24 protein-coding genes and 3 pseudogenes are annotated in these 26890 nt (G+C 59.4%); 6 read left to right on the top strand and 21 right to left on the bottom strand.

Going from position 1 to position 26890, the window contains the following annotated elements; translation table 11 throughout:
- The 3 genes and pseudogenes from ACIPUD_RS37685 to ald all read right to left on the bottom strand — a co-directional run.
- Positions 1 to 419 (bottom strand): annotated as a pseudogene (locus ACIPUD_RS37685) (hypothetical protein); the annotation flags it as partial.
- 110 nt (positions 420 to 529) lie between these two features.
- Entirely contained in the window at positions 530 to 1933 is a 1404-nt protein-coding gene (locus ACIPUD_RS37680) for a dipeptidase (RefSeq protein ID WP_446482724.1), read from the bottom strand.
- Between the two features lie 333 nt (positions 1934 to 2266).
- A complete protein-coding gene (gene ald / locus ACIPUD_RS37675; RefSeq protein ID WP_446482723.1) occupies positions 2267 to 3379 on the bottom strand; it encodes an alanine dehydrogenase in 1113 nt (370 codons plus the stop codon).
- Positions 3380 to 3839: 460 nt separating this feature from the next.
- Between ald and ACIPUD_RS37670 the strand changes: the two genes are divergently transcribed.
- Complete coding sequence (locus tag ACIPUD_RS37670; protein WP_446482722.1) at positions 3840 to 3989, top strand: hypothetical protein; 150 nt, start codon at positions 3840 to 3842, stop codon at positions 3987 to 3989.
- A gap of 602 nt (positions 3990 to 4591) precedes the next feature.
- Here the strand turns inward: ACIPUD_RS37670 and ACIPUD_RS37665 are convergent.
- Complete coding sequence (locus ACIPUD_RS37665) at positions 4592 to 5617, bottom strand: NAD(P)-dependent oxidoreductase (protein ID WP_446482721.1); 1026 nt, start codon at positions 5615 to 5617, stop codon at positions 4592 to 4594.
- Positions 5618 to 6046: 429 nt separating this feature from the next.
- Here ACIPUD_RS37665 and ACIPUD_RS37660 point away from each other — a divergent pair, with 429 nt between their 5' ends.
- Entirely contained in the window at positions 6047 to 6325 is a 279-nt protein-coding gene (locus ACIPUD_RS37660) for a hypothetical protein (protein WP_446482720.1), read from the top strand.
- 414 nt (positions 6326 to 6739) lie between these two features.
- Here ACIPUD_RS37660 and ACIPUD_RS37655 read toward each other — a convergent pair whose 3' ends face one another.
- The 4 genes from ACIPUD_RS37655 to ACIPUD_RS37640 all read right to left on the bottom strand — a co-directional run bounded on the left by ACIPUD_RS37655 (position 6740) and on the right by ACIPUD_RS37640 (position 11455).
- The gene (locus ACIPUD_RS37655) at positions 6740 to 7873 is read right to left on the bottom strand and encodes a M24 family metallopeptidase (RefSeq protein ID WP_446482719.1); all 1134 of its coding nucleotides are present in this window, start codon (positions 7871 to 7873) and stop codon (positions 6740 to 6742) included.
- A gap of 86 nt (positions 7874 to 7959) precedes the next feature.
- Positions 7960 to 8754 carry a gamma-glutamyl-gamma-aminobutyrate hydrolase family protein gene (locus ACIPUD_RS37650; RefSeq protein ID WP_446482725.1) on the bottom strand — a complete coding sequence of 265 codons (795 nt, stop codon included), beginning with the start codon at positions 8752 to 8754 and terminating at the stop codon, positions 7960 to 7962.
- Between the two features lie 722 nt (positions 8755 to 9476).
- Positions 9477 to 10610, bottom strand: coding sequence for a M24 family metallopeptidase (locus ACIPUD_RS37645; RefSeq protein ID WP_446482718.1), 1134 nt, complete (start codon positions 10608 to 10610; stop codon positions 9477 to 9479).
- A gap of 518 nt (positions 10611 to 11128) precedes the next feature.
- A complete protein-coding gene (locus tag ACIPUD_RS37640) occupies positions 11129 to 11455 on the bottom strand; it encodes a hypothetical protein (protein ID WP_446482717.1) in 327 nt (108 codons plus the stop codon).
- Positions 11456 to 12230: 775 nt separating this feature from the next.
- Between ACIPUD_RS37640 and ACIPUD_RS37635 the strand changes: the two are divergent.
- Positions 12231 to 12489 (top strand): annotated as a pseudogene (locus ACIPUD_RS37635) (helix-turn-helix domain-containing protein); the annotation flags it as partial.
- A gap of 175 nt (positions 12490 to 12664) precedes the next feature.
- On the opposite strand, the pseudogene ACIPUD_RS37630 reads toward ACIPUD_RS37635, so the two are convergent.
- Positions 12665 to 13060 (bottom strand): annotated as a pseudogene (locus ACIPUD_RS37630) (alanine dehydrogenase); the annotation flags it as partial.
- 289 nt (positions 13061 to 13349) lie between these two features.
- Between ACIPUD_RS37630 and ACIPUD_RS37625 the strand changes: the two are divergent.
- The 3 genes from ACIPUD_RS37625 (at position 13350) to ACIPUD_RS37615 (ending at position 15824) form a co-directional block, all read left to right on the top strand.
- Positions 13350 to 14072 (top strand): LuxR family transcriptional regulator, encoded by a 723-nt coding sequence (locus ACIPUD_RS37625; RefSeq protein WP_446482716.1) that lies wholly within the window; start codon positions 13350 to 13352, stop codon positions 14070 to 14072.
- Positions 14073 to 14166: 94 nt separating this feature from the next.
- Positions 14167 to 14799, top strand: a complete 633-nt coding sequence (locus tag ACIPUD_RS37620; RefSeq protein ID WP_446482715.1) for an acyl-homoserine-lactone synthase — start codon at positions 14167 to 14169, stop codon at positions 14797 to 14799.
- Between the two features lie 71 nt (positions 14800 to 14870).
- On the top strand, positions 14871 to 15824 hold the full coding sequence (locus ACIPUD_RS37615; protein WP_446482714.1) for a LysR substrate-binding domain-containing protein: 954 nt from the start codon (positions 14871 to 14873) through the stop codon (positions 15822 to 15824).
- On the opposite strand, the gene ACIPUD_RS37610 is transcribed toward ACIPUD_RS37615, so the two are convergent.
- The 12 genes from ACIPUD_RS37610 to ACIPUD_RS37555 form a co-directional block, all read right to left on the bottom strand.
- Entirely contained in the window at positions 15797 to 16039 is a 243-nt protein-coding gene (locus tag ACIPUD_RS37610; protein WP_354125171.1) for a DUF2274 domain-containing protein, read from the bottom strand. The genes ACIPUD_RS37615 and ACIPUD_RS37610 overlap by 28 nt on opposite strands.
- Complete coding sequence (locus ACIPUD_RS37605) at positions 16039 to 17247, bottom strand: TrbI/VirB10 family protein (RefSeq protein WP_446482713.1); 1209 nt, start codon at positions 17245 to 17247, stop codon at positions 16039 to 16041. The genes ACIPUD_RS37610 and ACIPUD_RS37605 overlap by 1 nt, the downstream gene beginning before the upstream one ends.
- Positions 17244 to 18218: a P-type conjugative transfer protein TrbG gene (gene trbG, locus ACIPUD_RS37600; protein WP_446482712.1), complete on the bottom strand. Its 975-nt coding sequence runs from the start codon at positions 18216 to 18218 to the stop codon at positions 17244 to 17246. Before trbG ends, ACIPUD_RS37605 begins: the two co-directional genes overlap by 4 nt.
- A gap of 2 nt (positions 18219 to 18220) precedes the next feature.
- Entirely contained in the window at positions 18221 to 18901 is a 681-nt protein-coding gene (gene trbF, locus ACIPUD_RS37595; RefSeq protein ID WP_446482711.1) for a conjugal transfer protein TrbF, read from the bottom strand.
- 51 nt (positions 18902 to 18952) lie between these two features.
- Complete coding sequence (trbL, locus tag ACIPUD_RS37590) at positions 18953 to 20188, bottom strand: P-type conjugative transfer protein TrbL (RefSeq protein WP_446482710.1); 1236 nt, start codon at positions 20186 to 20188, stop codon at positions 18953 to 18955.
- A gap of 3 nt (positions 20189 to 20191) precedes the next feature.
- Complete coding sequence (gene trbK-alt, locus ACIPUD_RS37585; RefSeq protein WP_446482709.1) at positions 20192 to 20566, bottom strand: putative entry exclusion protein TrbK-alt; 375 nt, start codon at positions 20564 to 20566, stop codon at positions 20192 to 20194.
- The gene (gene trbJ / locus ACIPUD_RS37580; RefSeq protein WP_446482708.1) at positions 20566 to 21300 is read right to left on the bottom strand and encodes a P-type conjugative transfer protein TrbJ; all 735 of its coding nucleotides are present in this window, start codon (positions 21298 to 21300) and stop codon (positions 20566 to 20568) included. The genes trbK-alt and trbJ overlap by 1 nt, the downstream gene beginning before the upstream one ends.
- Positions 21297 to 23738, bottom strand: coding sequence for a conjugal transfer protein TrbE (gene trbE / locus ACIPUD_RS37575; RefSeq protein ID WP_446482707.1), 2442 nt, complete (start codon positions 23736 to 23738; stop codon positions 21297 to 21299). The genes trbJ and trbE overlap by 4 nt, the downstream gene beginning before the upstream one ends.
- A gap of 10 nt (positions 23739 to 23748) precedes the next feature.
- A complete protein-coding gene (locus tag ACIPUD_RS37570) occupies positions 23749 to 24012 on the bottom strand; it encodes a VirB3 family type IV secretion system protein (protein ID WP_007600323.1) in 264 nt (87 codons plus the stop codon).
- Entirely contained in the window at positions 24012 to 24341 is a 330-nt protein-coding gene (locus ACIPUD_RS37565; protein WP_446482706.1) for a TrbC/VirB2 family protein, read from the bottom strand. Before ACIPUD_RS37565 ends, ACIPUD_RS37570 begins: the two co-directional genes overlap by 1 nt.
- A complete protein-coding gene (gene trbB / locus ACIPUD_RS37560; RefSeq protein ID WP_446482705.1) occupies positions 24338 to 25258 on the bottom strand; it encodes a P-type conjugative transfer ATPase TrbB in 921 nt (306 codons plus the stop codon). The genes ACIPUD_RS37565 and trbB overlap by 4 nt, the downstream gene beginning before the upstream one ends.
- A 246-nt stretch (positions 25259 to 25504) precedes the next feature.
- Positions 25505 to 26824 (bottom strand): MFS transporter, encoded by a 1320-nt coding sequence (locus tag ACIPUD_RS37555; protein WP_446482704.1) that lies wholly within the window; start codon positions 26822 to 26824, stop codon positions 25505 to 25507.
- Between the last annotated feature and the right edge of the window lie 66 nt (positions 26825 to 26890).

Raw genomic sequence — 26890 nt, 5'->3', positions numbered from 1 at the left:
GGAGCCTCGAAATTTGCGAAGGAGATATCAACGTCGAAGAGAACATCGGCAATGCTCTCAAAAAGTATGTTTTTCGACAATTCAATTCCATCTAGGGGCATCAAATCGCCCGCCGCGCCTAGCGTGACAGAGGTGTCCTTTTGGAAACCATCTGGCAGATTTACGATGGACTTGTCGTTCAAAAAGAGAACCTCCGATACACCATTTTCCGCTTTTAGCGTCGGCTTCTCCAACTTGTAGTACCAGTACGCCCAATCGATATACGTCATTTCGGCAGCATCGGTTGCGGCGTCTGCGAGCGGAAAATCCCACTCACCCGTCAGCTTGGCTCTTTCCAACGCCTCTTTTGCTTTCGATTCGAAAGAAGAGTCTGTGGTCTGGTTCATTTGCCCGTTTCTTTGAGAAAGGTCGTTTGCCATAGCTTGCGTTCCTTGAAGAAATTGCTCGTTTGTAGATGGCTAGTGCCGTGAGGGCTGTTCTACTGGCAGGCGCGTCCACCGCGATCACAAGGCGGCTGACCGTCTGTATGCTACGAAGTCCGGGCGAGACGATCGATAATCCTTGCCCAGCTGCGCGCTCCCTTCTGAAAGCTCGTAAGGTTGTACTTCTCGTTGGGCGAATGAATTCGGTCATCATCCAAAGCGAATCCAACCAGCAAGCAATCCATGCCAAGTTGCTGATTGAAGGCGGCGACGATCGGGACCGAACCTCCCGCTCCCATCAGGGCGGCTGGGCGGCCCCATTCTTCCTCAAGGGCCTTGGCCGCCGCGGCGACGTGCGGCATATGAGGATCAAACGAAAAGGCAGGGTGGCCTTCATCATTGCGCAAGAATTCGATGGCGCAATCCTTGGGCGCGCGGCTGCGGATAAAATCTTCCAGTGAGGCCAGGATCTTTTCCGGATCTTGGCCGGGCACCAAGCGGCACGTCAGCTTGGCTGATGCTCTGGATGGGATCACCGTCTTGTTTCCGACGCCCTGGTAGCCACCAGTGATGCCATTGAACTCGCAGGTTGGACGCACCCAAAGTTGCTCGAGCGCGCTGTAGCCTGTTTCTCCCGCCGGCTGGCTCAGACCGATGTCACCCAAGAACGCTGCGGCGTTGAACCCAAGTCCTTCCAACTGCTGCCTCCTCTGCGTCGACAGCTTCGGAATCCCCTCGTAAAACCCGGGCACCATCACATGACCATCCTCGTCATGCAGCCCTGCGAGAACGCGAACGAGGGCACCGATGGGATTGAGCGCAGGTCCGCCATACTGACCAGAGTGCAGATCGCGGTTCGGACCAGTCAGCACGACTTCCGCCCCGATGATCCCGCGCATTGACAGAGTGATTCCCGGCGTATCCTTATCCCACTGCACCGTATCGCAGATTAGAGCCAGATCGCAGGTGATTTCATTGCCGTGCTCGGCTAAGAAACTCGGCAGGCTCTGCGAGCCGCATTCTTCCTCACCTTCAAGAAGAACGGTGACTCGAATCGGCAGCTCGCCCGCGACATTCTTCCAAGCGCGGAAGGCCTCGAGGAAGGTCGAAAACTGGCCCTTGCTATCGTCTGCACCACGCGCCAGAATTACCTCACCATTGCCTGGTTCGACTCCCAGCCGCGGCTCGAATGGCGGAGAGGTCCACAAATCGAGTGGATCTGGCGGCTGCACGTCGTAGTGACCATAGAAGAGAACGTGAGGCTTGCCTGTGGCCTCCTGCGCCCCCCCATGGGCCACGACCATTGGGTGGCCGGTCGTTTCTCGCAACCCCGCCTCGAAACCAATCTCCCGAAGCGTGTTGACGCACCACTCTGCCGTCTCCCTGCAACTCTCCTTATATGCTGGATCGGTCGAGATACTGGGAATCCGCAGCACCTCAAAGAGGCGCTTGAGAGCTGCATCTCTGGAGCCATCAAGCGCCTTAAGCACCGCGGGCAAATGGTCAGTCATATTGCGGATCCTTCTTGCTATCGTGGCGCGCCTCGAGGACGTACACACAACCGACAATGCCCGTCTCCGGCGTCTCGGCTACATGTTCGAGGCTGTGATCGACCAGGAGCATAGCGCAGTGACGCAGGGTCCCGTTTTCGGACTGAATCACCCATCAGTCTTCCCGTTAACAACATGGGCGTACACTGGCCAAGCTTTCTGACGAGCGCGCCATTGCTGTGAGATCCGTCATCCGTCCTCGATCTCAAGTAACCAACCGTCCCCTTAAAAGGGGGCCACTCCCGAAGGAGTGGCCCGAGTCAGGGAGGAAACGCCCCTAGAGGGCCTCTGGGATCAGGCTGCAGCCTGTTCGATCGGAGAGAATGGGAGGCCAAGGCTGTCGGCCACAGCTTTGTAGGTCAATCGGCCTCGATAGACGTTGAGGCCTGCGCGCAGATGAGGATTTTCGAGCACCGCTGCAAATCCCTTGTTCGCGAGAGCCAAGCCAAATGGCAGCGTCGCGTTGTTCAGGGCCTGACTCGAGGTCAGCGGCACAGCCCCCGGCATATTTGCGACGCAGTAGTGGATGACGCCGTCCACGTCGTAAGTCGGGCTATCGTGCGTCGTCGGACGCGACGTCTCGAAGCACCCGCCCTGATCGATAGCGACATCCACGATCACAGCCCCTCTCCGCATCGAGCTCAACATCTCACGGCGGACAAGTTTTGGCGCACTCGCGCCAGGGACAAGTACCGCGCCAATGACGACATCGGCGGCGAATACCTCCTCTTCAACGGAGTCTATCGTTGAGAACCTGGTACGAACCCGACCCTCGAACAGCTCATCCAGTTCGCGAAGCCGCGGGATCGAACGGTCGAGGATGGTGACCTCAGCACCCAGGCCCGCCGCCATGCGGGCTGCGTGCGTGCCGACAACGCCTCCCCCGATTACGACGATACGGGCCGGCTGAACGCCTGGCACGCCTCCGATCAATACCCCCCGACCACCAGCAGACCGCTTTAGGGCTGCACCGGCAGCCTCGATCGCAAGCCTGCCCGCAACCTCGCTCATCGGCGCAAGCAACGGAAGCCCGCCATGCGCATCGGTGACAGTTTCGTAAGCGACGGCAGTGCATCCGGACTTCAGGAGACCCTTGGCCTGCTCCGGGTCCGGCGCCAAATGCAGGTAAGTGAACAGGATCTGGTTCTCTCGCAATTGACTCCATTCGGAAGGCTGTGGCTCCTTCACCTTTACGATCATCTCGCTCGACGCGAACACCTCGCGAGCGGAGGCTGCAATCGTTGCGCCAGCTTTGCGATAGCTGTCGTCAGTCGCACCAATACCAGCGCCGGCATCGGTCTCAACGAGCACGCTATGGCCGGCGGCCACATATTCCCGGACGGCTCCAGGTGTCAGGCCTACACGGTATTCGTGCGTCTTGATTTCCTTGGGAACGCCGACCTTCATCTGCAATCTCCTAAATGGCCGCCGCGTTATATTCTAAACATCACGCAAACCCGCTCCGCAAATCACTGAATGACGCAGAAATTCAGCAAATCTCGACCTCACCGCGCAGGTTTAAGGACGGCTGAGCCCGCATCGTTCGCTGGGGTCCAAAAGGACCGTCCGGGATTGATGACCCCCTTTGAGCTTCGCACCACGATTCTGTCATGGTTGGCGTCAGAATTGGTGTACGCTTGGCGACAAGATTTCGGAGCGAGTTCGCTCGAGCATCAGGCACAATTGTGCACCGGATCTTCGGACATTCGTCGATCTCGCGCCGAAGATGCTGATGGTTTCGCAAAGACCATGTCGCTCACCGCGACGGCGCTGGATTGTCCTGCTTTGCGTACCTCGCCTAGAGGTACGCGGCGCCTGGCCTTTCGGTGCTTAGTGACGTGTTCATGGCTCTGCGGCGGACACGTTCATGCTGACGTCAGCCGCGGGCCTCACGATTTACCTGGCGACCCAACCTGTGGACTTCAGAAAGGGTGCGGATGGCTTCGCGCTCTTCGCGAAGGAGACGTTGGGCCAAGAAGAAGGGCGTGGCGGTGGTCTTTCGTGCGAAGCGCGCTGATCGAGTGTAGTTGCTGCTAGATGTTGCCAACGCCGTAGACGGCCCACTGGATGGTACAGATGCGGCTATCGCGCGTGCGACCATTCTCGTATCAAGCTTTGGTTGGTCGCAAAGCCTACATCGGCAGGCACATATGCGGCTCCCAGACGAGGATGTCACCGGCGGACTTTGTCCATCGGAACGGTTTGGGACCGGCATTGTGTCGGTCGATGAAAGAATAATGTCAGCTTTAAGAGAGGCGACGCCGCGGCTGCTAAATAAAACGCCGCTGCCGCTTGCCTACTGTCGATCGGTCAAAGCCCAGCTGGCCGCCACTTCCTTTTTCTGACCGCCTTCCGTGCAGGTCAGCACGATCCGCGCTCGCAGAGCCAAGTCGTCTTCCGTCATCAGTGACTTCAGTTCGGCACGCTCTTCATCGCTCGATGTCAGGGTGGCGGCGATCAGGTTCTCCGTCGCTGTCGCTGCGCATCCTCCATCCTTGGCACCGCAACGCGAATCTAATGCAAATTTACGATTTGCGAACTTCTGACTCGGATACTAGCAGACCCCGGGGCTATGCTGAGACGTTCACGCAGCTCTTATGAATCGTCAGCCGGTCTAGTCTAATAGCCTAACTCCAAGCTAACTTCCCGCGTGAGTGGCTTCCCCGTCGCAAATTCCACCAAGTTCTGAGTACCCCGCTCGATATTTCGTTGCAGAACGCCGTCCGCATTTGCAGCTTGATCCTCAGACCCGATCACATTCGGAAGCTGGTGAACCGCCAAGCGTGAACCCGAGGCCCCTGGAAAGGCCCTCCCGAATCCATAATGCCACCACACGTCCGCTGCGTAGCCGCGCAAACGACTGGATGTAAGAGCTTCATAGAGAGGCTTCTCTCGAATCACACTCCCTCGCGATATGTTGATCAGAAAGGCAGAGGGCTTCATAGCTCCAATTTCGGCATTGCCTAGCAACTGACTGGTTTCCGGTGTATTGGGAACCGCTACGACAACATAATCAGATCTCGCAAGAACTGACTGTAACTCGTCGATCCCGTGAACCGAATCTACGCACTCCACGGGCTTCCCGCTGTCTCGGCGGACTCCGAGAACATGCATGTCGAACCCCTTTGCATGCTTAGCAATCCGGCTGCCAATTTGTCCAAGGCCGATAATCCCGATCGTACGACCGTGCAACATTGCCGATCGATACTCATCTGCATACAACGGAAAGGGTTTTTGTCGTTGCAGCAGTTTCTGATGCTTGAGCAACGTTTTCTTCGCGAGGGTAAGCACGAACATCATCGCCTGCTCCGCGACAGCAACCGCATTGGCACCACGAATGTTCGTAAGTTTGACGCCGCGCTGCTTAAAGAGCGATAGCGCCCCCATAAGTCGCAGGTCGTCAACGCCAGAATGGAGCCAAGAAAACACCTTGAGTTTTTTTGCATTTTCCAGCGCACCTTCCGGGACACTCAATGCGATAATAGCGTCGGCATCGGCGACGTGGTGCTTTACATCTGAGTAAGTGCAATCAAACCGAGAAAGATACTCCCCTTCAGCTGCTATAACCTCTGTACCAGCGGGCATAGCTGCTTTGATATATGTGATCTCATCTTTGGTCGCATACCACAGACAGAGCACTTTCATTTGGCCAAGATCCCTACACAGACGTATCCGAATTACCGGAGGCGCGGAGCCCTGAGTGGGTTTCATTCTGCATGTTATGGAACGAATATTTGCGGCGCATTGTGCGGCTACTCGGGCAGATTCCTGCACGAGAGGCCTTTTTCCGAACGAAAGGCGCCCTCTGCACTGCTCACTTTTCGCCTCCATGGAATGCTCGCAGCTTGATCATTAATCGGGTCCTTGGTCCGGGCACGAGCCCCTTGATCTGCGAAATGGCTTGAAGAACGGTGCTGCAGTCGAATGTTAGCTGAAACAGGTACTCGATCGTGCAGGAATTCCGCAAGCCAAGCGCCTATTAGGGCGCAGTTCTGCGGATTTGTTTTCATTGGCGGAATGCGCTGGATATCGGCCTCTGCGGGCGGCCGCCGGTTCACGCGCGTATAGGCATCGATGAAGGATGACACGTTGACCCAGTGTGAGCGCGAGGAGCCCGGTCGGCCGGCCAGAAGAAGCAATGGCTTCAAGAGACACGACACCACATCACTGTTCGCCGCCCTCGACATTGCGACCGGACGGATCATCGGCAAGTGCTACGGACGTCATCGTGCTGCCGAATTCCGCAACTTCCCCGACGAGATCGAGGCTTCGGTGCCGCTGCGAACGACGTCCACCTCGTCATCGACAAATACGCGACGCATAAGACCCATTGATCCAAAGATGGCTGGCTAACAGGCCGCCGCTGGCACGTGAACTCACCCCGACCAGTTCGTCCTGGCTCAATTAGGTCGAACACTTCTTCGCGCTCCTCACGGGTAAGACGATCAGCCGCGGCGTCTATCGCAGCGCTCTCTTAGAGCTGATATCCTTCATTCATCGCCCGACACAATGCCGATCCCAACCCGTTCCGATGGACAGAGTCCGCCGATGACTTCCTTACTTCCATCGAACGCTTCTGCAGGTAGAATGCCCCAGCAGAACACGACCTAATATCGCGAACTTCTGGCTCAGGACACTAGATACTTTTAACGCAAATCTAGGCTGAAGTCGCCAGATGACTCATTGTTTGGAGAGCAATAGAAAGGGTCAAAACCGTTCTTTGCGAGCGAAGCCGTGAACGGCACCGAGCGAATACGGCGGCTGACATCAGAAGAAAAGCCGACGATCCATTTTGGTCAAGCGCTTCCCTCCTTGGGGGCTAACTACGATCGTTTCACTGAACGGCAGACCACTCGCGGACGTATACATATGGAAAACCTGATTCTGCTGCAGCTTCCAGTCGCTGCTGGGTAGGAAGACTCGAGTGAAATCGCTGGTGCGAGGCGGACATGAGAATCCAAGTGAATAGCCGGTGATATTGGTGTAGCTGTCCCGCAATCCAGCAGCCAACATGCCCTCGCGGACGACGCGGTCGACATCTCTTGCAAATACTCCAGGCTTCATAGCAAGGAACTGTTCGTCCTGGATTCGAATCATCGTTTCTGCGGTCCGGACTTGTTCATCAGTCGGCGCACCGATCGATTTCGGGCGCATAATTCGCGAAGTATAACCACGGAAGTGTGGTACCGCTTCTATAAAGACAACGTCCCCGTCCTCCAATACGCGGCCGCCGAGCGAGGCGTGAAAGGATGTCGAAGGTCCGGACGAGATGACGGCGATCTGCGCATTGTCCGCACCGCTGCGAAATGCTTCGCTGGTCAAGGCTGAAAAAACCTCACGCTCATTGACACCGGCTCGCGCTGCGTCGAAGCCTGCCGTGGCTGCGCGGACGCAGATCTCGGCGGCCACCTCGTGGCAAGCAAGTTCGAGCGGTGATTTGACCTGCCGCATTTCCCACATGACGTGGGAGAAATCAACGATCGTTGCGTTTGGCAGCAAGCTTTCGAGCTCTAATGCCCGGTTTACCGTCAGAAAATGACTGTCGCGCTCAACGCCCACGACCGAGTTTCCAAAACCATGCGCTTTGATCGTGTCGGCCACAAGCTCGATCGGATTTTCGCCATCGTCAAATGACACGCACTCAGTTAGCCAGCTCAGTTCGCTGAAGAGTGGAGCATCGAGCGCGCGAATGATCGCGACCGGTTCTTGCTCGAGGGGAATGAGCAAGGCTTGGTACATGGCCGCTGTTGACCGGTAACTGCCGAAATAGACCATATGGTCTAACTGATCCACAACAAGCAGGTCGACGCGACGCTCGGCCATGATGGCGCGCAATGCTGCAAGTCGCGCGCGGAATTCGTCCACAGGAAAGGGGAGCGGAAAAGCTAAAGGCTGTGTCAATGACTCGTCCCCTATCTGAGGCTACTATGGCGTCTGGCGAGCCGAAAGATCAGAGAATACCTCGTCGTGGTGGTGTGAACCTCTCGTCACGATTGGGCTGCACGCAGTGGTGCACGGAGCCTCATCCCAGCGTGGGCACGGACTGCATCTCCAAACGCGCGAAAAATGCGTGCGGACGGTCCGTCGGATGTTACCCAGTATTCGGGGTGCCATTGAACGCCGAGCGCGAACCCCCGCGCGTTCCGAACCGACACTGCTTCCACAATTCCGTCCTCGGCTACGGCATCAACATCAAGCCGGGCTGCCAGCCGTTCGATAGCCTGACGGTGTACGGAATTCACACTTATTTCGCCTGCTCCGCACAACCTGGAGAGGCAGCTATCGGGCTTGATAGTTATTGTCTGGCGGATAGAGAACCGTTCGTCGCGGCTGTCACTCGGCGGCGCCCGATGATCGAGCATGCCGGGCCGGTCTTGAACCTCGGTGGCTAGCGTGCCGCCAAGCGCGACATTAAGTTCTTGAAGACCGCGGCAGATGGCAAGTAGCGGAATTCCGTTGTCAATGGCCTTACGGATCAAAGGCAACGTCGTTGAATCTCGCGCTGGATCATAGGGCCCATTTGCCTCACTCGCATCGCCGCAATAAAGGGCGGGATGGACGTTAGAGCCCGAGCCTGTAATCATCACGCCGTCAACTGCGCCGAGGAGCTGATCGAAATCGAGGCCGTCGCCGAGAGAAGGAACTATCAAGGGAAACACGCCGGCGCTGGCGACCGCCGCCTCAAGATACTGTTGGGGCGTCGCGTGCCACCGATAGTCATATAGCTCGCAAACATCCGCCGAGACAGCAACAAGCGGCTGACTTACCCGCGAATTGCGCATTTCGTTCGCGACGGCTAATGCATTGCTCCCCACGAGTCCGCTTTGTGTCATTTAGCCATCTTTCATCGACTGCGCAGGAGTGCAAGAACGCAGCTCTCGCGATTTGCGTACAAGGGCGCGTGCGGCGCCGAGACTTTAATCAGTTTCTCATTCACGAGGCGCTCTTGTAATCTAGCGGCGCTGGTTGATCTAGTTTCCTAGAACTCAGCTTTCCCCTAATCGAGTCGCGGCAAAGCAGGTTTTGCCAAACACTTCGTACGGACCTTCAGGTTGCGACCATCTTTTCTAATAGCTTGAGCTAGATTCTAGCTCGACCGAGGCTCGATGATTGGTGGTAGGCCGTTCCATTCAGAATATTGATCTCCCAAGGCTATTTTCATCGCATTTCTGCCGGTCGGGATGTTTTGCTGCAGCGCAGGGGCGCTTCTCGGTGAAATAAACCTCAGACTTGCACTACGGCCGAAAAGCGTCTGTGCGTACGATCTCCATCAGAAGCAAAGCCGTTTTGAACCCGAGCTGATCAGAAACCTATTGGGCTATCTGGAGCGATTCACTGACGAGACTCAATTTAAGCTGCAGCCGCGCCCCAAGGCACAGAACTCCCGAAGGTTTTCACGATGCATCTCCTTCAGGCCACACGTTTTGTAACAATTGAAATTCGAGACAGCCGCTCGGCGAGCACCCACCCGATGGATCCGGATTGAGCTCAGACCCGACGGGACTCAAGAGAAGAGCTTGCGCTCCATCTTCGTCAGGCGCTTTCCGCCTTCCGGTGTAACGAGGACGGTTTCGCTAAATGGCAGGCCACTAGCCGAGGTATACATATGAAACACCTGGCTCTCCTCGAGCTTCCAGTCGCTTTTGGGCAGGAAGACCCGCGTGAAATCACTGGTGCGAGGAGGACATTTGAGTCCGAGCGTATAGCCGGTGAGATTGGTGTAGCTGTCGCGCAATCCTGCCGCCAAGATCCCCTCGCGCAGAACGCGATCGACATCCCGTGCATTTGCGCCGGGCTTCATGGTGCGAAACTGTTCATCCTGAATTCGAATGATTGTTTCCGCAATCCGGAGTTGCTCTTCAGTCGGAGCACCAATCGTCTTCGGACGCATCATTCGCGCGGTGTAGCCGCGAAAGTGCGGAACCGGTTCGACAAACACAATGTCTCCCTTCTCCAACACGCGGCCGCCGAGCGAGGCATGGAATGACGTCGAAGGTCCAGACGAAATGACGGCGACCTGCGCATTATCCGCGCCACTGCGCCATGCTTGGCCGGTCATGGCGGCGAAAACTTCACGCTCGCTAATACCTGCCCGAGCTGCATCGAAGGCGGCGGCCGCCGCTCGGTCGCAGATCTCGGAAGCCATCTGGAGGCAAGCAACCTCGAGCGGGGATTTGACCAGCCGCATTTCCCACATGACACGGGAGAAATCAGCGAACTTTGCACTTGGCAGTAGGTTTTCGAGCTCCAATGCTCGGTTTACAGTGAGGAAATGGCTGTCGCGTTCAAGACCGATGGCCGAGGCTCCAAAACCGCGAGCTTTGATTGTCTCGGCCATGAGCTTGATCGGATTGCCGTCGTCATCGAACGACACGAAAGCAGGGAAACGGCTTAATGCGCCAAACCTTGGAGAATCGAGCGCACGGATAATATAGACCGGTTCTTGATTGAGGGGGACGAGCAGGGCTTGATACATCGCCGCCGTGGAACGATAACCGCCGAAATACTCCATGTGTTCGGACTGGTCGACGACAAGGAGGTCGACTTGCCGCTCGGCCATTATTCTGCGCAATGCTACGAGGCGAGCTCTGTATTCTTCGTCGGAAAAGGGCGCGGGGAAAGGCGGAGGTTGCGTCATCGAATTATTCCTATGTGATCATAGTAGACGTCAGGCCAGCCGGAACTGACATATCGATGTCGTGATCCGGCTTCGTTCTCGCTTTCGGGTGAAGCTATTTGAATGTGGAGAAACCGCTAATCGATCACGAGATGAGCAATCCTCAATCCTTCAGAATGTTTGCAACGCCGGGGCTCGAGCTTCATGACCAGGCACAGGCGAAGACGGCTATTGTCGCGTATTATGGCCAGCACCTTCTTCGACCGGCCTCTTGTCTACCTTCTCCATAGCTCCCTCGATTGGTTGAGTGTCAATCTTAGGCATTTGTCCTCGGTTCATAGCGGCTTGTAGACTAAGTGCTCAATATCCGCCCCAGGGCTACACGCGGATGGCGCATGCGTCCGTAAATGTAATGCGCCGACGACGCCACATCAGCAGCTCGCAGCCGACCCACATATCTCCTTGCGGTGCGGGCCGGACTTCAATTGTGGCGGGCGCGACGTCACAATCGCCATTCCTGCGACTCGAACAGGTGACCGTCAGAGGAGTCCCGTGAACGGTCTGCGCATCAACCCACCGACGAAGAACTCGACCATCGACGTATAATCGAAAACCGGAATGCCGGCCGCCTGCTGGACAGCGGCGGCGTAGGGCGGCAAGTTACCGCACTCAAGCAACAGCACCCCAATGTCTGGTCGGTGCTTTAGGAGAGCCAGCGCGGCATCGACTGCGTCGGTCTCCACCGCACCGGCATCGAGTTCGCCCTCGCCCCTAATCCACGTGGCGGTGAACACGGGAGCCTCATCGAGTCCGGCGACGACCACCCGACGCCCAATGTTGGCTCGCAGCCCGGCCGCCTCCAGCATCTCCTGAGTCAGTGCAGACTGGCTTGCTACGTAATGCCGAGCGCCTTGTTTTGGGGGAGCATCTTTTCGAGGAAAGGAGCGAGGAGAAGGCTAGATAGGAATACGGTACATCTACCGCGGCGCGGACCGCTTCCTGATACCGGATCGAGTACCCGCAGCCACAGGTGATCAGTTGTGCCCCCTCCCGTACGAGTTCGGTTGCCGCCTGAACCACGGCTGATGTCATCTTCGCGGCGTCGGGCCCCAAAATCTGGCTGGCGTACAAGCCAGGCACGGTTTTGTACCGCACCGGGACACTCCACGTGCTGGCGTTCCCGGTGTCCCCTGGTATGAAGGGCCGATTCTCGCTCCCGCCGCGCTCAAGCATCAACACCCCGAGAGGTGCACCGTTGAATGGAAATCGGGGCCACCGCTTGCCCCGGGTAATAGGAAAATTAGTCATTGCTATCGCCGTCATCTCTATCGGGGCGTTTTTTGTATCATTCTGGCTTGGCCGAGTTGCGCCAACCTAGGCAGTTTTATGCCGAAATTCTGCGCCCGATTGGCACAATGCGCAGCAGCCCGCGATCAACCGTCGGACCATAACAACTCTTCCTTGACATTGATTGACAATTTGAATGGCGATGCAGCGGCCGAACTCTCTCCGACCTCTGCCAAAGTAGTGCTAGGTCGCATCTGCAAATGCAGAAAACGTGCGCAATTAGCACGAAACATCTTCTCTGCATGCCTCTGCAGGATCGAGAACCATACCTCGACCGGTTGAGCCGGATGAATCATGATTCAAGGTACCCGAAGCAAGGAAGTCCACGGTTCGCGGAAAGATCGCAAGGTGCTTGAGGCGCACTTTCGCTCGCCGGTGACGTTGCAGTGCGATTTGAAGCGGGCACGGATAGTTCTGTTGCGGCGGACGGACGCAGCACCCGCTCGATCGCGAAAGAAGTCGGAATCCACCGCGAATTGTCAGCCTTTGGCGGCACCTCTATGCCGATCATGGCCTGGAAGGGCTGCGAGCCAAGCCGCAGCCTGGCAAGCAGGGAGAGCCGGGAACGCCGGAGATTGCGCGCCACCTTGTTAGACTTGAGTGATAGGGAACTGATGGATATCGCTAGCACTCGAAGTGAGATCGGATATGGACCCGCGAGGTATCGGATTCGCCGATTGGATGCGATCTTTCCCGACGCCGGACACCTGCTGCTTCAAACACAAGTTTTTCCCGGCAACCTCGCTCATCGGGGCAAGCTGCGGAAGCCCACCGTGCGCGCCAGTCAGGATAGGCAATCGCTGTGCAACCAGACTTGATGAGACCGTTAGCCTGCTCAGGGTCCGACGCAAAATGTAAACAAGCGAAGATGATTTGATTTTCTCGCAGCCGCGTTCCATTCGGATGGCTGAGGCTCCTTGACCTTCACGATCATCTCGCTCGGCGCGAATACCTCTCGAGGAAAGGCAGCAATCGTGGCGCCAGCTTTGCGATAATTGTCATCAGTCGCGCCAATCACCGGCATTGGTCTCGACCAGTACGCTGTGCCCAGCAGCTACATATTCGCGGACGGTCCCAGGCGTCAGGCCTCCGGGGTATTCGTCCATTGGGAACACCGACTTCATTTGCAGAAGGCCAAACGGCGCGGTATTCCGGCGATCTTCCGCGTCCGCGTGCAGGATTTCGGATGGGCGGACCGGACACGGCCGAGTCTGGCAACGATGATACCACGGCGCAACGGCAAGGAATCGGCCGAACCGATACCGCCTCAACACCACCAAGCCAGGCTCTCGGCATCACGTTTGATCTACGCCGGGACAGATCGGCTTCTTCTTCGTTTTGCCCTATTCGCAGCGATGCTCGATCCGAAATGCGAGTAGCGCTTACGAGGGGAGCCCCGCGGGCTCATCAACGATGGATCGGGTTTTTCAACGATTTGCCGAGCGGTTGACCGAAAGCACACACCGAGATGCAGCTCAGCAGAGCATGGCCGATATAACCGCTGCGCTGAAATTCTCTTGCTTCGCATATCTTGCGTTACCCCATCAGCCCGCCAGTGCCCCCAATCTGATCTCGACATATCCACCCTCCTGGACCGCCATCTATCTGCAGCGCGGCTACGAATCCGTCGATCCGGTGGTACGTCGGGCTATGCGCCAGCCTAAGCCCTTCCGATGGGGACTTGGGTTCGAAGCGCGAAATCGGTCGGAGGCAGAATGCGCTCTGTTCGAAGAAGCCGCCAAATTTGGGATTCGCTGCGGATTTACATTCCCTATCCACGATGACAAGGGCGCGATCGCCGCGCTGAGCTTTGCAAGCGACGATCGTCGAACTGGTTTTGAGCGCTCGCTGATCGAGCACGCGCAGAGCCTGCGGCTAATCGCAACGTTTTTCCATGCACATGCAAAACGCTTCTGGACGATAGATCGCATGGTCGGTGGGATGGTGCTGTCTCCTCGCGAGTACCAGTGTCTCGAATGGTCTGCGCGCGGCAAATCAGCTGGGGAGATCGGGATCATTCTCGGCATCGCAGAGCGAACCGCGGGATTTCACCTGGATAACGCGCGCGCGAAGCTTGGCGTCAGCTCGCTTCGTCAAGCGATCGTGTTGTTGACCGAGTCAAAATCTCGAAAATAGATCAACCTCAAGCTGCAAGCACCTGTGCAACTCCACAGGATGTGCTTTCCTGCTTTCTCTGCTTGCTTGCCTGAAGCAAGGCAAGGAGGCAGGAATGATGCAGCTCATCACGCCGGAGTACTACGGCGAATTCGTCGACGATCTCACCGAGATGCACCGGCTGCGGTATCGCGTTTTCAAACAGCGCCTGGACTGGAACGTCGAGGTCAGCGGCGACATGGAAGTCGACGAGTTCGATGTCCTTCGACCCGTGCATCTCCTGAACCGCTCGAACGCCGGACGTCTTCAGGGTTGCGTCCGGCTTCTGCCTTCTACCGGCCCAACCATGCTAAGAGACGCGTTCCCGATTCTTCTGGACGGCCAGCCGGCGCCACGGAGCGACCGGATTTGGGAGAGCAGTCGATTCGCGCTCGATGTTCCTCCGGATGCGCCGAAGGCAAGTGGTGGACTTTCTGCTGCTACTTACGAGCTGTTTGCGGGCATGATTGAATTCGGCCTTTCGATTCAACTGACCGAAATCGTTACCGTCACTGACGCCAGGATGGAACGCATTCTTCGCCGCGCGGGCTGGCCGCTCCGAAAAATCGGAAAAGCTCGTCCTCTCGGAAACACCACGGCCATTGCTGGATACCTGGAGGTCTCGCCCGATGCGTTGCATCGCATCCGCAAAGCGGGACACATCTCAGGTCCGGTGCTCTGGGCTCCAGTCATCCGAGCGGCCGCCTAGGATTTGAAGCAAGTACAATCCGGGGCATCGCTGCGCGTTGGAGCGGAAAGCCCATCTGCTTAAGACTTACGATGCACAAACCACGTCGATCAACACCCTCCCCTCAAGCCGGCAAGGCAATCGAACTGAGACACCTGCGATTGGCCGTTGCTGCGGCCGATTGCGGCAGCTTCCGCGGAGCCGCGGAGTTGCTGAGGTCGCAACAATCGAGTCTCAGCCGAAGAATCGACGAAATCGAGCATCACTTGGGCATCGCCATCTTCGAGCGCCATAGCGGTGGCGTGCGCCCGACGCAGGCCGGTCGCGACGTGCTTCGGCTCGCAAGGACCATTCTGGATGAGTTCGACGCGCTCATCGCCACCGCGAGATCCGTTCATAACAGCGGAACCGGCCGTCTGACCGTCGGCTTCTGCACCTCGCTTTCGGCAGGCAATCTGCAAGCCTCGCTACTCGCGTTCAAAGAGCGGTTCCCGCAGATCGCACTTGCGACGGTCGAACGATCACGGACGCGTTTGGCAGCGGCACTTCGAAACGGCGCAATCGATGTCCTGATCGTGACAGGGAGCCTCCCATTGTTGGACACTGAAGAAATGCCGCTTTGGAGGGAGCGTGTTCTTGTAGCCTTGCCCCATGATCATCCGCTCGCCGGGCGCGAGACTGTGTGCTGGACTGACCTGCGCGGCGAGACAGTGCTACTCAGCCATTATAACGCGGGAAAGGAGCTCGAAGATCTGCTGATTTCCAAGCTCCTCTCGCCGGAGGATCGCCCCAAGATCGAGCGCCACGACGTCAGTCGCGGAATCGTCAAAAGCCTCATCAGCATGCACACAGGAATAAGCCTGGTGCTCGAGTCCGATATGGGGGCAAATTATGCGGGCCTGACCTACCGAGAGCTGCGCGATGGCACGGGTCCGAGCCGTTTCGACTTTTCGGCCCATTGGCGAGCCGAAAATAACAATCCAGCCCTGCAGGAGTTCCTGAAGCTGCTCGCTGAGCGCTATTCCCCGCCACCCGTCGGACGTTGACGCGCCCGTCGAGCTTTCCGGAAACTCCGGTCCGCTGCCATGAACCGGGCCAACATCGGGGCGATAAGCTTGGCTGGATCTCCGATCGGTTGGCCGGTCTCCTGCGCGAGGATTTCAGCATAGGCCACAAGATCCCGGTGGATACGCGCGGGTAGTTCGTGAGTGACCTTGACTGGCTTATCGTCCTCGATTGCACCGAGTTTGAGTTTGGCCATTATCGTCCCCTGTACGGCTCGAGCACCAGGTCGCGATTGACGATCACCCGCACCGGAAATCCCGGACGAATCGTCAAGGTCGGCTGGATGTTGAGATTGCGGCGGACCACCTGCTGGCCCGTCTGGTTCATCGAGTCCCCCGCCCCGCGGCGGAGCGCAGCGATGAGGTCGCTGTCGGTGCTACCCGTATCCGATCCGGAATTCACCTCGGTGCCGACGGCGAGCAGTGTCGAAAGCGCAGCGGCCCCCAACAGCTCCTTCCAATGGTTGTCGACCTTATCCTCAAGCCCAGAGTAGCCCGCGGCATCTGCGCCCGGCTGCCGCTCCAGCACGATCGACCGCCCATTGGGCAAGATGAGGCGCATCCACACCAGGAGTACGCGCGATTGGCCAAATGCGACTTGGCTATCATACGTCCCGATCAACCGGGCTCCTTGCGGGATAAGGCGAGCCCGCCCGGTCGGGGAATCATATACCGATTCTGTGACTTGGGCCGTGATCTGCCCAGGCAGGTCGGACCGAATCCCCGTGATAAGAGCAGCCGGAATGACCGTTCCCGCCTGGACCACAAAGGGAGAGACCGGTCTTGCCAGGCGATCGGGACTGGTGGTTCGACGGTCAACGGAAGCACTGACGAACGCAAGTTTTCGATCCTGGCCATTCTGGGCGAATGCTTCGTCGGATGATGGCGCTGCATTTGATGGGGCTTCACTTGCCGATGTGGCAGGGGCCTGTGCGCGGACGTTCGTGCTGGCAAACACCTTGCTGGTGCGTGCCGCCTCGCTCTCCTGATTGACGCGCTGCTGTTCAGCGTCAACCCCGAGCGGGCTGGACGTCGAAGAGCCCTGTGCTGCAACGATCGGCCGGCCGAGATCGCCGGGTAAAGGTGGTCCAAGGCGCGGCACCTCCTTCGGGATCTCAGCATAATCCTTCGGCAAGGTTGCAAGCTGATCGGCGACATTGTGGTGGTCGGTCGCGTAAAGCTCCTCGGTGGCCGGCGAGCGCGATCGCTTCTCCTGCAGAGCCCAGAAGACCGCACCAGAGATGAGTACCAGCAAAAGGGCGCTGCCACCCGCAAGCACCTTGCGCGACAGGCGCGTAACTTGCGGCCGATCTGGCCGGAGCCGAAGGGTTTCTGCGATATCTTCCGGCGGCTTGACCCGAGGAGGGTCCTTGGGTGTGTCATTCGGCTGGCCGGTGTCTGTCACAGCGACCTCCCGTCGGTTCGGACGATCCAGACCTTCTGCTGGTGCTCCTCGCCGAGCCTCAGTTCCGCGGCCGCAAACAGCCGGTCGACGATTAGCACATTGCCGTAAGCGCGATAGTTGACGAGCTCGGTCTTGCCGTCGGGCCCGATCACGAACAGCGGCGGCATCTCGCCCTGGCCGACGCCGGGCGAAAACTCGATGTAGACCTTGCGCCCATCGTCATAGGCATTGACAGGACGCCACGGCGGGCTGTCTCCCTCGATGGCGTAGCGGTAACGGCGCTGCGCCTGGGCCGGGATGACGGGTGTGGGCGGCAGAGCTCGACCACGCGCGGTCCGATCCTCCGGATAGAACCACGAGACCTGTGGCATGTAGGGCTTTTCCCGGGAGCGGAGTTCGATGAGGTAAGTGCGCCGATCCGTGTTGACGACGAGATTGGTCTCGATCGCCGGACGTGTCGGCTTGACCATGATGTGGACGCGTCGCGTGTCGCCGCTGCCGCTTTCGGTGTCCCCGACCACCCAACGCACGGTATCACCCGCGGCAACTGGTCCCGACCCGATCAGTTGCTCGCCGGGCTCCAAGGCGATGTCGGTGATCTGCCCCGGCGCGGCATAGACCTGATAGAGAGCGCCCGGACTATACGAAAACACCTGCACCGCATTGAAGTAGCCGGCTTTGCGCGGCTGCACGCGTGCCGCGTCATTCGCGGTCTCAATGCGCTCGACGGGCTCCTTGGCTTCCGCGTTCTTGCCGCCGCGCGCCGCCTTCCACGCCGGTGGGACATGCAGCGGCCGCGGCCGATCGTCGGCAAGTGCCGGCAGATCTGGATCTGGCGGGACATCGCTATCGTAACTGATTTGCGGCGGCTTGAACGTGGTGCACCCGCCCAGGGTGGACACACCAATAACGAGAGCCAGAGCCAGGCTCGGACGGACTCTCTGCGACGCAATAACGAGACCTGACGGCATTGCTAACTCAGCTCCTTCGACCAGTTGATGGCGTTGACGTAGATGCCAAGCGGATTCTTGCGGAGGCGCTCGAGATCGCGAGGCATCTCGAGGATGATGCTGACGATCGCGCTCCACCGCTCGGTTGCGGCTAGCTGACCGTTGTCGTAGCGCCGCTCGACCCAGGCGAGGCGAAAGCTCTCAGGGGATGCCCGGATGACGCTCGAGACCTCGATCGCAATTTGCGTCTTGCCGAGCTTGGCGAATGGATCGTTGTTGCGTGCATAGTCATTCAGCGCGACGGCGCCGCGATCGGTCGTAAAGTCGTAGGCGCGGAGCCAGTTTTCGCGAAGGACGATGGCGTCCATCGGCAGGCCACGCACATGCTCGATGAAGCGCGCCAGGTGAAAAGCTACTTGCGGATCGGTCGGTTGATAGCTGGCGTTTGCCGGAGCAACGGCTTTTGCTTCCCCCAATTGATCGACCTCGACCACCCAGGGCGTGATCGTCCCATGCGCCGATTGCCAGACCAGGGTGCCGGCGAAACCAGCGGATAAGAAGAGGCAGCCAAAGGCCATCAGGCGCCAGTTCTTAGCCTGCACGCGCGCAGACCCAATGCGATCATCCCAGACCTGGGCTGCGCGTTGATAAGGGGTGACGGCTTCTGGCGTGCGGCCATAGTGAACGGCCGATCGTTTGAACATTGCTAGACCTCAAGTGACGGGTGAGAAAACGGAATTGGTCGATCAGAAGAATCAGCTGTCATGTTGGGTGAGGTCGACAGATCCGCCGCCCCCGCCGGCATCACCCGAACGGATCGCGTGGGTTGCCGCTGATGCGCCGTGGCTGATCGTCTGTGCTCTCTTCATGCGCCGAACCCAAGCGGGCGCACTGTCGGAAGGTCTCGAGGCGTCCCCTTCCCCCTTACCGGCATCGCTCGCCGCTCCACGAAGTCCAGCTGCGACCGAGCGCAAGGGACTAGCAGCCCTGGACGCGCTCGCCTCGGAGCCGGACCGACTTCCCGCCCGAAACACGCTCATGGAGCCGCTTGCAATCGCGCTTCCACCTCTTGCGGCGCCTGCAATCGCGCCGCCGGCGAGACCGGCAGCACCGGCCGCAACGCCAGCGCCAGCCGCGAGGACGCCGCCGGCGGCAAGTCCCGTCCCAACGGCGCTGCCTGCGCCGAGCTGCGGACCTCCGGAGACGATGCCGTTGGCAATCCCGGGTCCGAAAATGCCGAGACCCAACAAGGCGAGAGCGCCGAGCACCAGCGCCATCGCGTTCTCGATGGTCGGCTGATTGCCGCCGAAACCTGCCGTGAACTGCGAGAATAAGGTCGATCCAACGCCGACGATGACGGCGAGGACCAAAACCTTGACGCCGGAAGAGATGACGTTGCCCAGCACCCGTTCGGCCGCAAAGGCGGTCTTGCCAAACAAACCGAAGGGGATCAGGGCGAAACCTGCAAGCGTCGTCAGCTTGAACTCGATCAGCGTGACGAAGAGCTGGATCGCGAGAATAAAGAAAGCCAGCAGCACTACGATCCAGGCGAACAGCAGGACCGCGATCTGGACGAAATTCTCAAAAAAACTGACATACCCCATCAGCCCGGAGATCGAGTCCAGGATCGGACGGCCGGCATCGAGCCCCACCTGCGCGATCCGGCCTGGCCGCAAGAAATCCGCCGATGAAAGGCTCGTGCCAGAGGCCTTGAGGCCAAGACCGGCAAAGCTCTCGAAGACGATGCGGGCGAGACTGTTCCAATTGCCGATCAGGTAGGCGAAGACACCTACAAACAAGGTTTTCTTGACGAGCCGGGCAAGAATCTCCTCATCACTTCCGACGGACCAGAACAGGCCGGCAAGCGTGAGGTCGATTGCAACTAACATCGTGGCAAGATATCCGACTTCGCCCCCGACCAGGCCGAATCCGGAATCGATATAGCGGGTGAAGGTTTCCAGGAACTGGTCGATGATGGAGGTGCCGCCCATTGCTCACTCGCTTTGGCTTGGAACGGAGGGTGAGAGCGACGGCAGGCGGCTTTCGTCCTTACGCGGCCCCGGGGAGGAAAATGGCGCCGTGCCCGCATTGCTTTCCGTACCGTTTACCGATCCGCTTTTCCCCAGGAACTGGCTGCGCCGTTCCGCCCAGATCCTCTCGCATTCGAGCAGAGCTTTTTTCTGCTCGTAGGTGACGGTGCGGCATTGCTCGAGCTTTGCCGCCGTCGGATCGGGCTTCGCAGCGGGCGAGGCGGAAGATTGGGTCGCGCTATCGTCGCCGCGCAGGCGAACGGCGCAGGCGGCGACGACCAGGACTGTGAGGCTAACTGCCACCGCGATCGGCAGCCGTTCAAATCTGTTCTTCATCATCAGTGGAACATCTGCACGGTTGTCGGTTGATAGCCCTGACCCTGGGTCAGAAAGCGCCGCATTTGCTCCCTCCCCTGATCCTGGGCACTTGCTCTTTGCGCGGCTTCGAGCGTTTGTGCGCGCCCCTGCGCGGCCATCGTCGCGGTGAGATCAGCAAGCTGCTGGGCTTGAAGCGCAAGGAGCTGGTTGCCGGCCTGACTTGCCTGCAGAGCACCTGACGCGCCCTGGCTCGCCGTGACCAGGGCCGACATCTGGGTGCGGTTGGTATCGAGATTGCCGACGACGGTCGCCTGCACCCGCATGGCGTCCTGCAGCCCGGCAACCGCATTCTGCCAGCGTGTCTGGGCGTTGGCGACGAGGAGCCCATTGGACATGCTCGCGGATGCCGGCGCATAAGTTGTCGAGAACGCGCGATCGATCTGCTGGACATCGTAGGCAATGCGCTGCGCTTGACTGAGCAGCTGCTGCGTGCGCTGGATCGATTGCTCGAGCTGCTGCAACGACGAATACGGCAGGCTCGCCAGGTTCTTCGACTGATTGATCAACATCTGCGCTTGGTTTTGCAGCGAAGTGATCTGGTTGTTGATCTGTTGCAGCTCGCGCGCGGCCGTCAGCACATTTTGCACGTAGTTGTTGGGATCGAACACGATCCACTGTGCCTTTCCTTCCCGGGGCGCTTGGGTCAGGCTAATTGCGATGATACTTGCTGCCAGCAGCGGACGGAGACGTTTCATGACAAGTCACCTTCCTTGGCAAGCTGCGGAATGAGATTGCAGGCCCAGCCGAGGTCGCGCGCCTTGAGCCAGCCGTCGACGAAATCGTCCCGTCCGTGCTCCTCAAGAACCCGCTCGATGAGAGTCTGGTCGGTCTTGGACGACGCGGCCGCAAAAGCCAGAGCGATCTCACCAAGGCCGAGCTCGAACAGCCGGTTGCCCCGGCGCGACTGGCAGTAGTAGTCGCGCTTTGGCGTCGCGCGGGCGAGGATCTCGATCTGCCGATCATTGAGTCCAAAGCGCCGGTAGACGCCTAAGATCTGAGGCTCGATGGCGCGGTCATTGGGAAGAAGGATCCGGGTTGGGCAGCTCTCGATAATTGCGGGCGCAATTGCGGAGCCATCGATATCGGCCAGCGACTGGGTCGCAAACACGACGGAGGCGTTCTTCTTGCGCAGCGTCTTCAACCATTCGCGGAGCTTGCCGGCAAAATCGGCATCGTCGAGCGCAAGCCAGCCCTCATCGATGATGAGAAGGGTCGGACGGCCGTCGAAGCGATCCTCAATCCGGTGAAACAAATAGGAGAGAACCGCCGGCGCGACACCGGTCCCGATCAACCCGTCAGTCTCAAACACCTGGACGGAGGTCTCTCCCAGCCGCTCACCTTCGGCATCCAGCAGCCGCTCAAACGAACCGCCGAGGCAATAGGGTTGCAGCGCGCGCTTCAAGGCATTGGATTGCAGAAGAACGGACAAGCCCGTCAGCGTCCGCTCCCGAACTGGCGCCGAGGCGAGCGAGGTCAAGGCCGACCAGATATGATCCTTGGTCTCGGGCGTGACCTCGATGCGCTCGCGCGCAAGGATCGATGCAATCCAATCGGCTGCCCAACCGCGCTCCCCGACATCGTCGATGCGCGCAAGCGGCTGGAGCGCCACGAATTCTGCCGAGTCTCCACCAACCGCGCCGCCGAGATCATGCCAGTCGCCGCCCATGGCGATCGCCGCCGCACGGATCGACCCACCGAAATCAAATGCAAAGATCTGCGCTTGCGGATATCGCCGGAACTGCAGCGCCATCAGCGCGAGCAGCACCGACTTCCCGGCGCCGGTCGGCCCAACAATCAGAGTGTGTCCGACATCGCCGACATGGAGCGAGAAGCGAAAAGGGGTCGATCCTTCCGTCTTGCCGAAGAACAGTGGAGGCGCCTTGAAATGATGGTCCCTCACCTCTCCCGCCCAGACCGCCGAGAGCGGGATCATGTGGGCGAGATTCAGCGTCGACACCGGCGGCTGGCGCACGTTTGCATAGACCTGTCCCGGCAGGCTGCCGAGCCAGGCCTCAACGGCATTCACTGTCTCGGCCATTGAGGTAAAGTCCCGGCCCTGGATCACCTTTTCAACGAGGCGTAGCTTTTCGTCGGCCGCGCTAGGATCCCTGTCCCAAACCGTGACCGTTGCCGTCAAAAAGGCCTCTCCAATCTGATCCGAGCCGAGCTCCTGGAGCGCGCTATCTGCATCCAAAGCCTTGTTGTGGGCATCGGTGTCCAGAAGCGTGGACGCCTCGTTCGTCATCACCTCCTTCAGGATCGCGGCAATCGACTTGCGCTTGGCAAACCATTGCCGCCTGATCCTGGTCAGGAGTTTTAGAGCATCGATCTTGTCGAGCATGATCGCCCGCGTGGACCAGCGGTACGGGAATGCGAGGCGGTTGAGATCATCGAGGATCCCGGGCGTCGTCGCGCTCGGAAACCCCACAACCGTCAGGACACGCACATGCGCGTCACCCAGCATCGGCTCAAGCCCGCCTGTCAGCGGCTGATCGGCAAGCAGCGCATCGAGATACATCGGGATTTCCGGCACCCGAACACGATGCCGCTTGGTCGAGACCGTCGAGTGCAGGTAGGTGAGCGTTGCCTCGTCATCTAGCCAGCCGCATTCCGGCATAAAGCCCTCAACGAGCTGGAGCACGCGGTTGGTCCGGTCGACGAAGCCACTCAGCACCTCGCGCGCATCCGCTCCCGCGCTGCGATGGCCGCCCTCGTACAGGAGACGCTCGGCCACAGCTGCACTCTCTGCAGGCGGCAGATAAAGGAAGGTGAGGTAGTAGCTCGATTCATAATGGCTGCCGGCCTCCTCGAATTGCGCTTTCCGCTCCGCATCCACCAAGGCGGACGCGACATCCGGGAATGTGTCGGGCGGATAGCGCCCTGCCGAATGCCGTTGCGCCTCGACGAAAACCGCCCAGCCCGATCCGAGACGCCGGAGCGCGTTGTTCAGCCGGCTTGCGACCGCAACAAGCTCAGCCGGCACGGAACTGTCGAGGTCCGGCCCCCTGAACCGCGCCGTCCGCTGAAGCGAGCCGTCCTTGTTCAATACAATTCCCTCGTCGACCAGAGCAGCCCAGGGCAGGAAATCAGCAAGGCGCGTGTTTGAATGACGGTATTCGGCAAGATTCATCATGGGACTTCTCTCAAGCGCTGAGGTGACCGGGAACACGAACGTGCCGGCGCACGACTTCGACGAATTCCGGATCGCGCTTTGCGGCCCAGACCGCGGCCATGTGGCCGATGAACGCCAGCAGAAGTCCGGCCAGCCACAAGCGCAGACCGAGGCCGAGTGCTGCAGCCAACGTGCCGTTGAGAATGGCAACCGATCGCGGTGCCCCGCCCATCAGGATCGGCTCGGTCAGCGCACGGTGGACAGGGGCGACAAAGCCCGGGACTGGCTCATCCATCAGATCACCACCACCCCGCCGCCGAACGAGAAGAACGACAGGAAGAAGCTCGAGGCCGCAAATGCGATCGACAGACCAAACACGATCTGGATCAGCCGCCGGAAGCCGCCCGAGGTGTCGCCGAATGCGAGCGAGAGACCTGTCACGATGATGATGATGACCGCGATGATCTTGGCCACGGGTCCTTCAACCGATTGCAGGATCTGGTTGAGCGGCTGCTCCCAGGGCATGTTGGAGCCGGCGGCCCAGGCCGGGCTACTCACCAAGTACAGACAAGCAAATGTCGCAACTGACGTGAAACCTCGCCCGAGAGATGATCGTAGGTTCATGACTGATCTCCGATTTTCGAAAGGGTGTAGTCGCCTGATGCCCCAAGCCCGGTGACGCAAGCGAGTTCGCTCAAATGCCGTTCGGCACCACGGCCAGAGAGCACGGCGATGACGTTGATGGTCTCGGCGATCAGCGCGCGCGGGACCGTGACGACGGCCTCCTGGATGAGCTGCTCGAGCCGGCGGAGCGCGCCAAGCGCGGTGCCAGCGTGAATCGTGCCGACACCACCGGGATGTCCAGTCCCCCAGGCTTTGAGCAGATCGAGCGCCTCGGCTCCGCGCACCTCGCCAATCGGGATACGATCAGGGCGCAGGCGAAGCGACGAACGCACAAGTTCGGACAGCGAGACGACGCCATCCTTGGTGCGCAGCGCCACGAGGTTCGGCGCCGTGCACTGAAGCTCCCGCGTATCTTCGATGAGAACGACGCGATCCGAACCTTTGGCCACCTCCGCCAGAAGCGCGTTCGTCAGCGTCGTCTTGCCCGTCGATGTGCCGCCCGCGACCAGGATGTTCTTGCGTGTAGCGACCGCATCGCGGAGCGCGTTCGCCTGCTCCAAGCTCAGGATGCCGGCAGCGACATAGTCGTCCAGCCCAAACACGGCGACCGCAGGTTTGCGGATCGCGAAGGCCGGCGCGGCGACGACCGGCGGCAACAAGCCTTCGAAACGTTCTCCCGTTTCCGGCAGCTCAGCCGAGATTCGGGGCGAGCTGGCATGAACCTCAGCGCCCACATAGTGGGCGACCAGCCGGACAATTCGCTCGCCGTCGGCAGCTGATAGACTCTCGCCGGTATCGGTAAGGCCGCTCGACAGCCGATCGATCCACAGCCGGCCATCGGGGTTCAGCATCACCTCAACGACGGACGGATCTTCCAGAAAGCCTGCGATGGCCGAGCCCAGCGCTGTGCGGAGCATGCGCGCTCCGCGCAACTCGGCTTCCGAATGAAATGAATGGATCGCCACGACTGCCCCCCAGTTGGGTGAGCCAGCTAGCGTCTAGCCGCCTCACATGAGGACAACTAGAAAAAGCAGAACCTGCGCGACAGCAACAATGGGACCGGGTCAGTCGTAGTCTGGCGTAGAAGAAGAAAGATTAGGGACGATCGCTTCTGACGCGCCGAACATCATGACCCCGGACATCAGCCCGGCGACATGCGGGCTTCACCACTCCGCATGATCATCCGCCTCCAGGATGGCGAGCTCGGCTGGTAGAATAACGACCTCAACCGAGTTCCAGCCTCCTGCCGGCTGACGTGTGGCCGAAGCGCCAGCCTTCCGTTTCCGGCGCTCCAGCCACGGGACGGCGGCGAACCAGACCAGCGCCGCCACCTGCAGCAAAACGTTAACACCGAACGCGGTCTGATAGGCCGTTAAAGGATAATGCCCCGTCTCTAGAGGCCATTGCTCCAGAATCAGTCCCATCCCGTATTGCACGAGGAAAGCCCAGCCAAACTGCAGGACATTCAGACCGCCATTGGCGCGCGCAACCAGCTCGGCCGGGAAATAATCCGCTATGATGGCGTAGGTCAGAGCAGTGGCTGAGCCGGCCATCGACAGCACGCACCACGGCAGGAGTGATGGCCAGGGCGGATGCAGGATCAGCACAAGCTCCGCCACAATCAACATCGCCGCGACCAAGCCAAACAGAGCCTCGGTCTTCTTAGCCCGGCGGCGCACCCAGTTGGCAAGGACGCCCAAGACGAGAGCGCCGAGACTAAGAGCGACCGCCATCACGAACAATTCGTTGACGAGACTCGTTCGATCCAGCCGCTCCACATCGCAAAGCCAGGGCGCCGCCCATAAGGATTGCAGTGCCCAAGCGGACCCGATGCAGGTCGCCGATAAGGGCGCCATTCTCCAGAACCGCGCATCCGAGTAGACGGTTTTTAGAGTGGCGGGCGTCCTGCTATCCTGTGGCCCAGTGGTTCGTTCGGGAACCACGAGATAGATCAAAATGGCAGCAAGCGCGCTCGCGGCGGCCAGCACGCCGAATAGACCCCGCCACCCGATCCAGTCCAGGAGCGCTTCCGCAGGAGCCGTTGCGGTGACCGCGCCCAATGAGCCCAGCATAATCATATAGCCATTGATCAGCGCCAAACGTTCTCTTGGAAACCAGAGGACAATGATTTTCAGCCCGGACATCAGGGCTGCTGCACTCCCAAGTCCGACAATCGCGCGAGCAAAAAGAAGCGACAGGAATCCCGTCGATAGCCCAAAGAGCGCGGCCCCCCCTGCAGCAACAGCCAAGAGCACGCTCTGGACCCGGCGCGGCCCAAAGCGATCAAGTAACATGCCGATCGGAATCTGGGCCCCCATAACGACAAGAAAATAGATTGACGTGAGCAGCCCGATATCGGCAGGGCCAAGCCCGAGATCAGAGGCGAGGCGGCCAGCAATGAGTGTATTGATCGTCCGGAACAGGTACGAAAGGTAGTACCCGGCCGCGAAGGGAAGAAACACGCACGCGATGAGCCGCCACACAGGGATTGGCTCAACTCGTGCCACCGGCAATATTTGCGACCCAAGCTCCTTCCGCACGCTTCTGGC

The organism is Bradyrhizobium sp. CAR08, assembly GCF_052871955.1.
The sequence above is the reverse complement of the archived record's forward strand: the minus strand, read 5'-3'. Positions and strand labels throughout refer to the sequence as shown.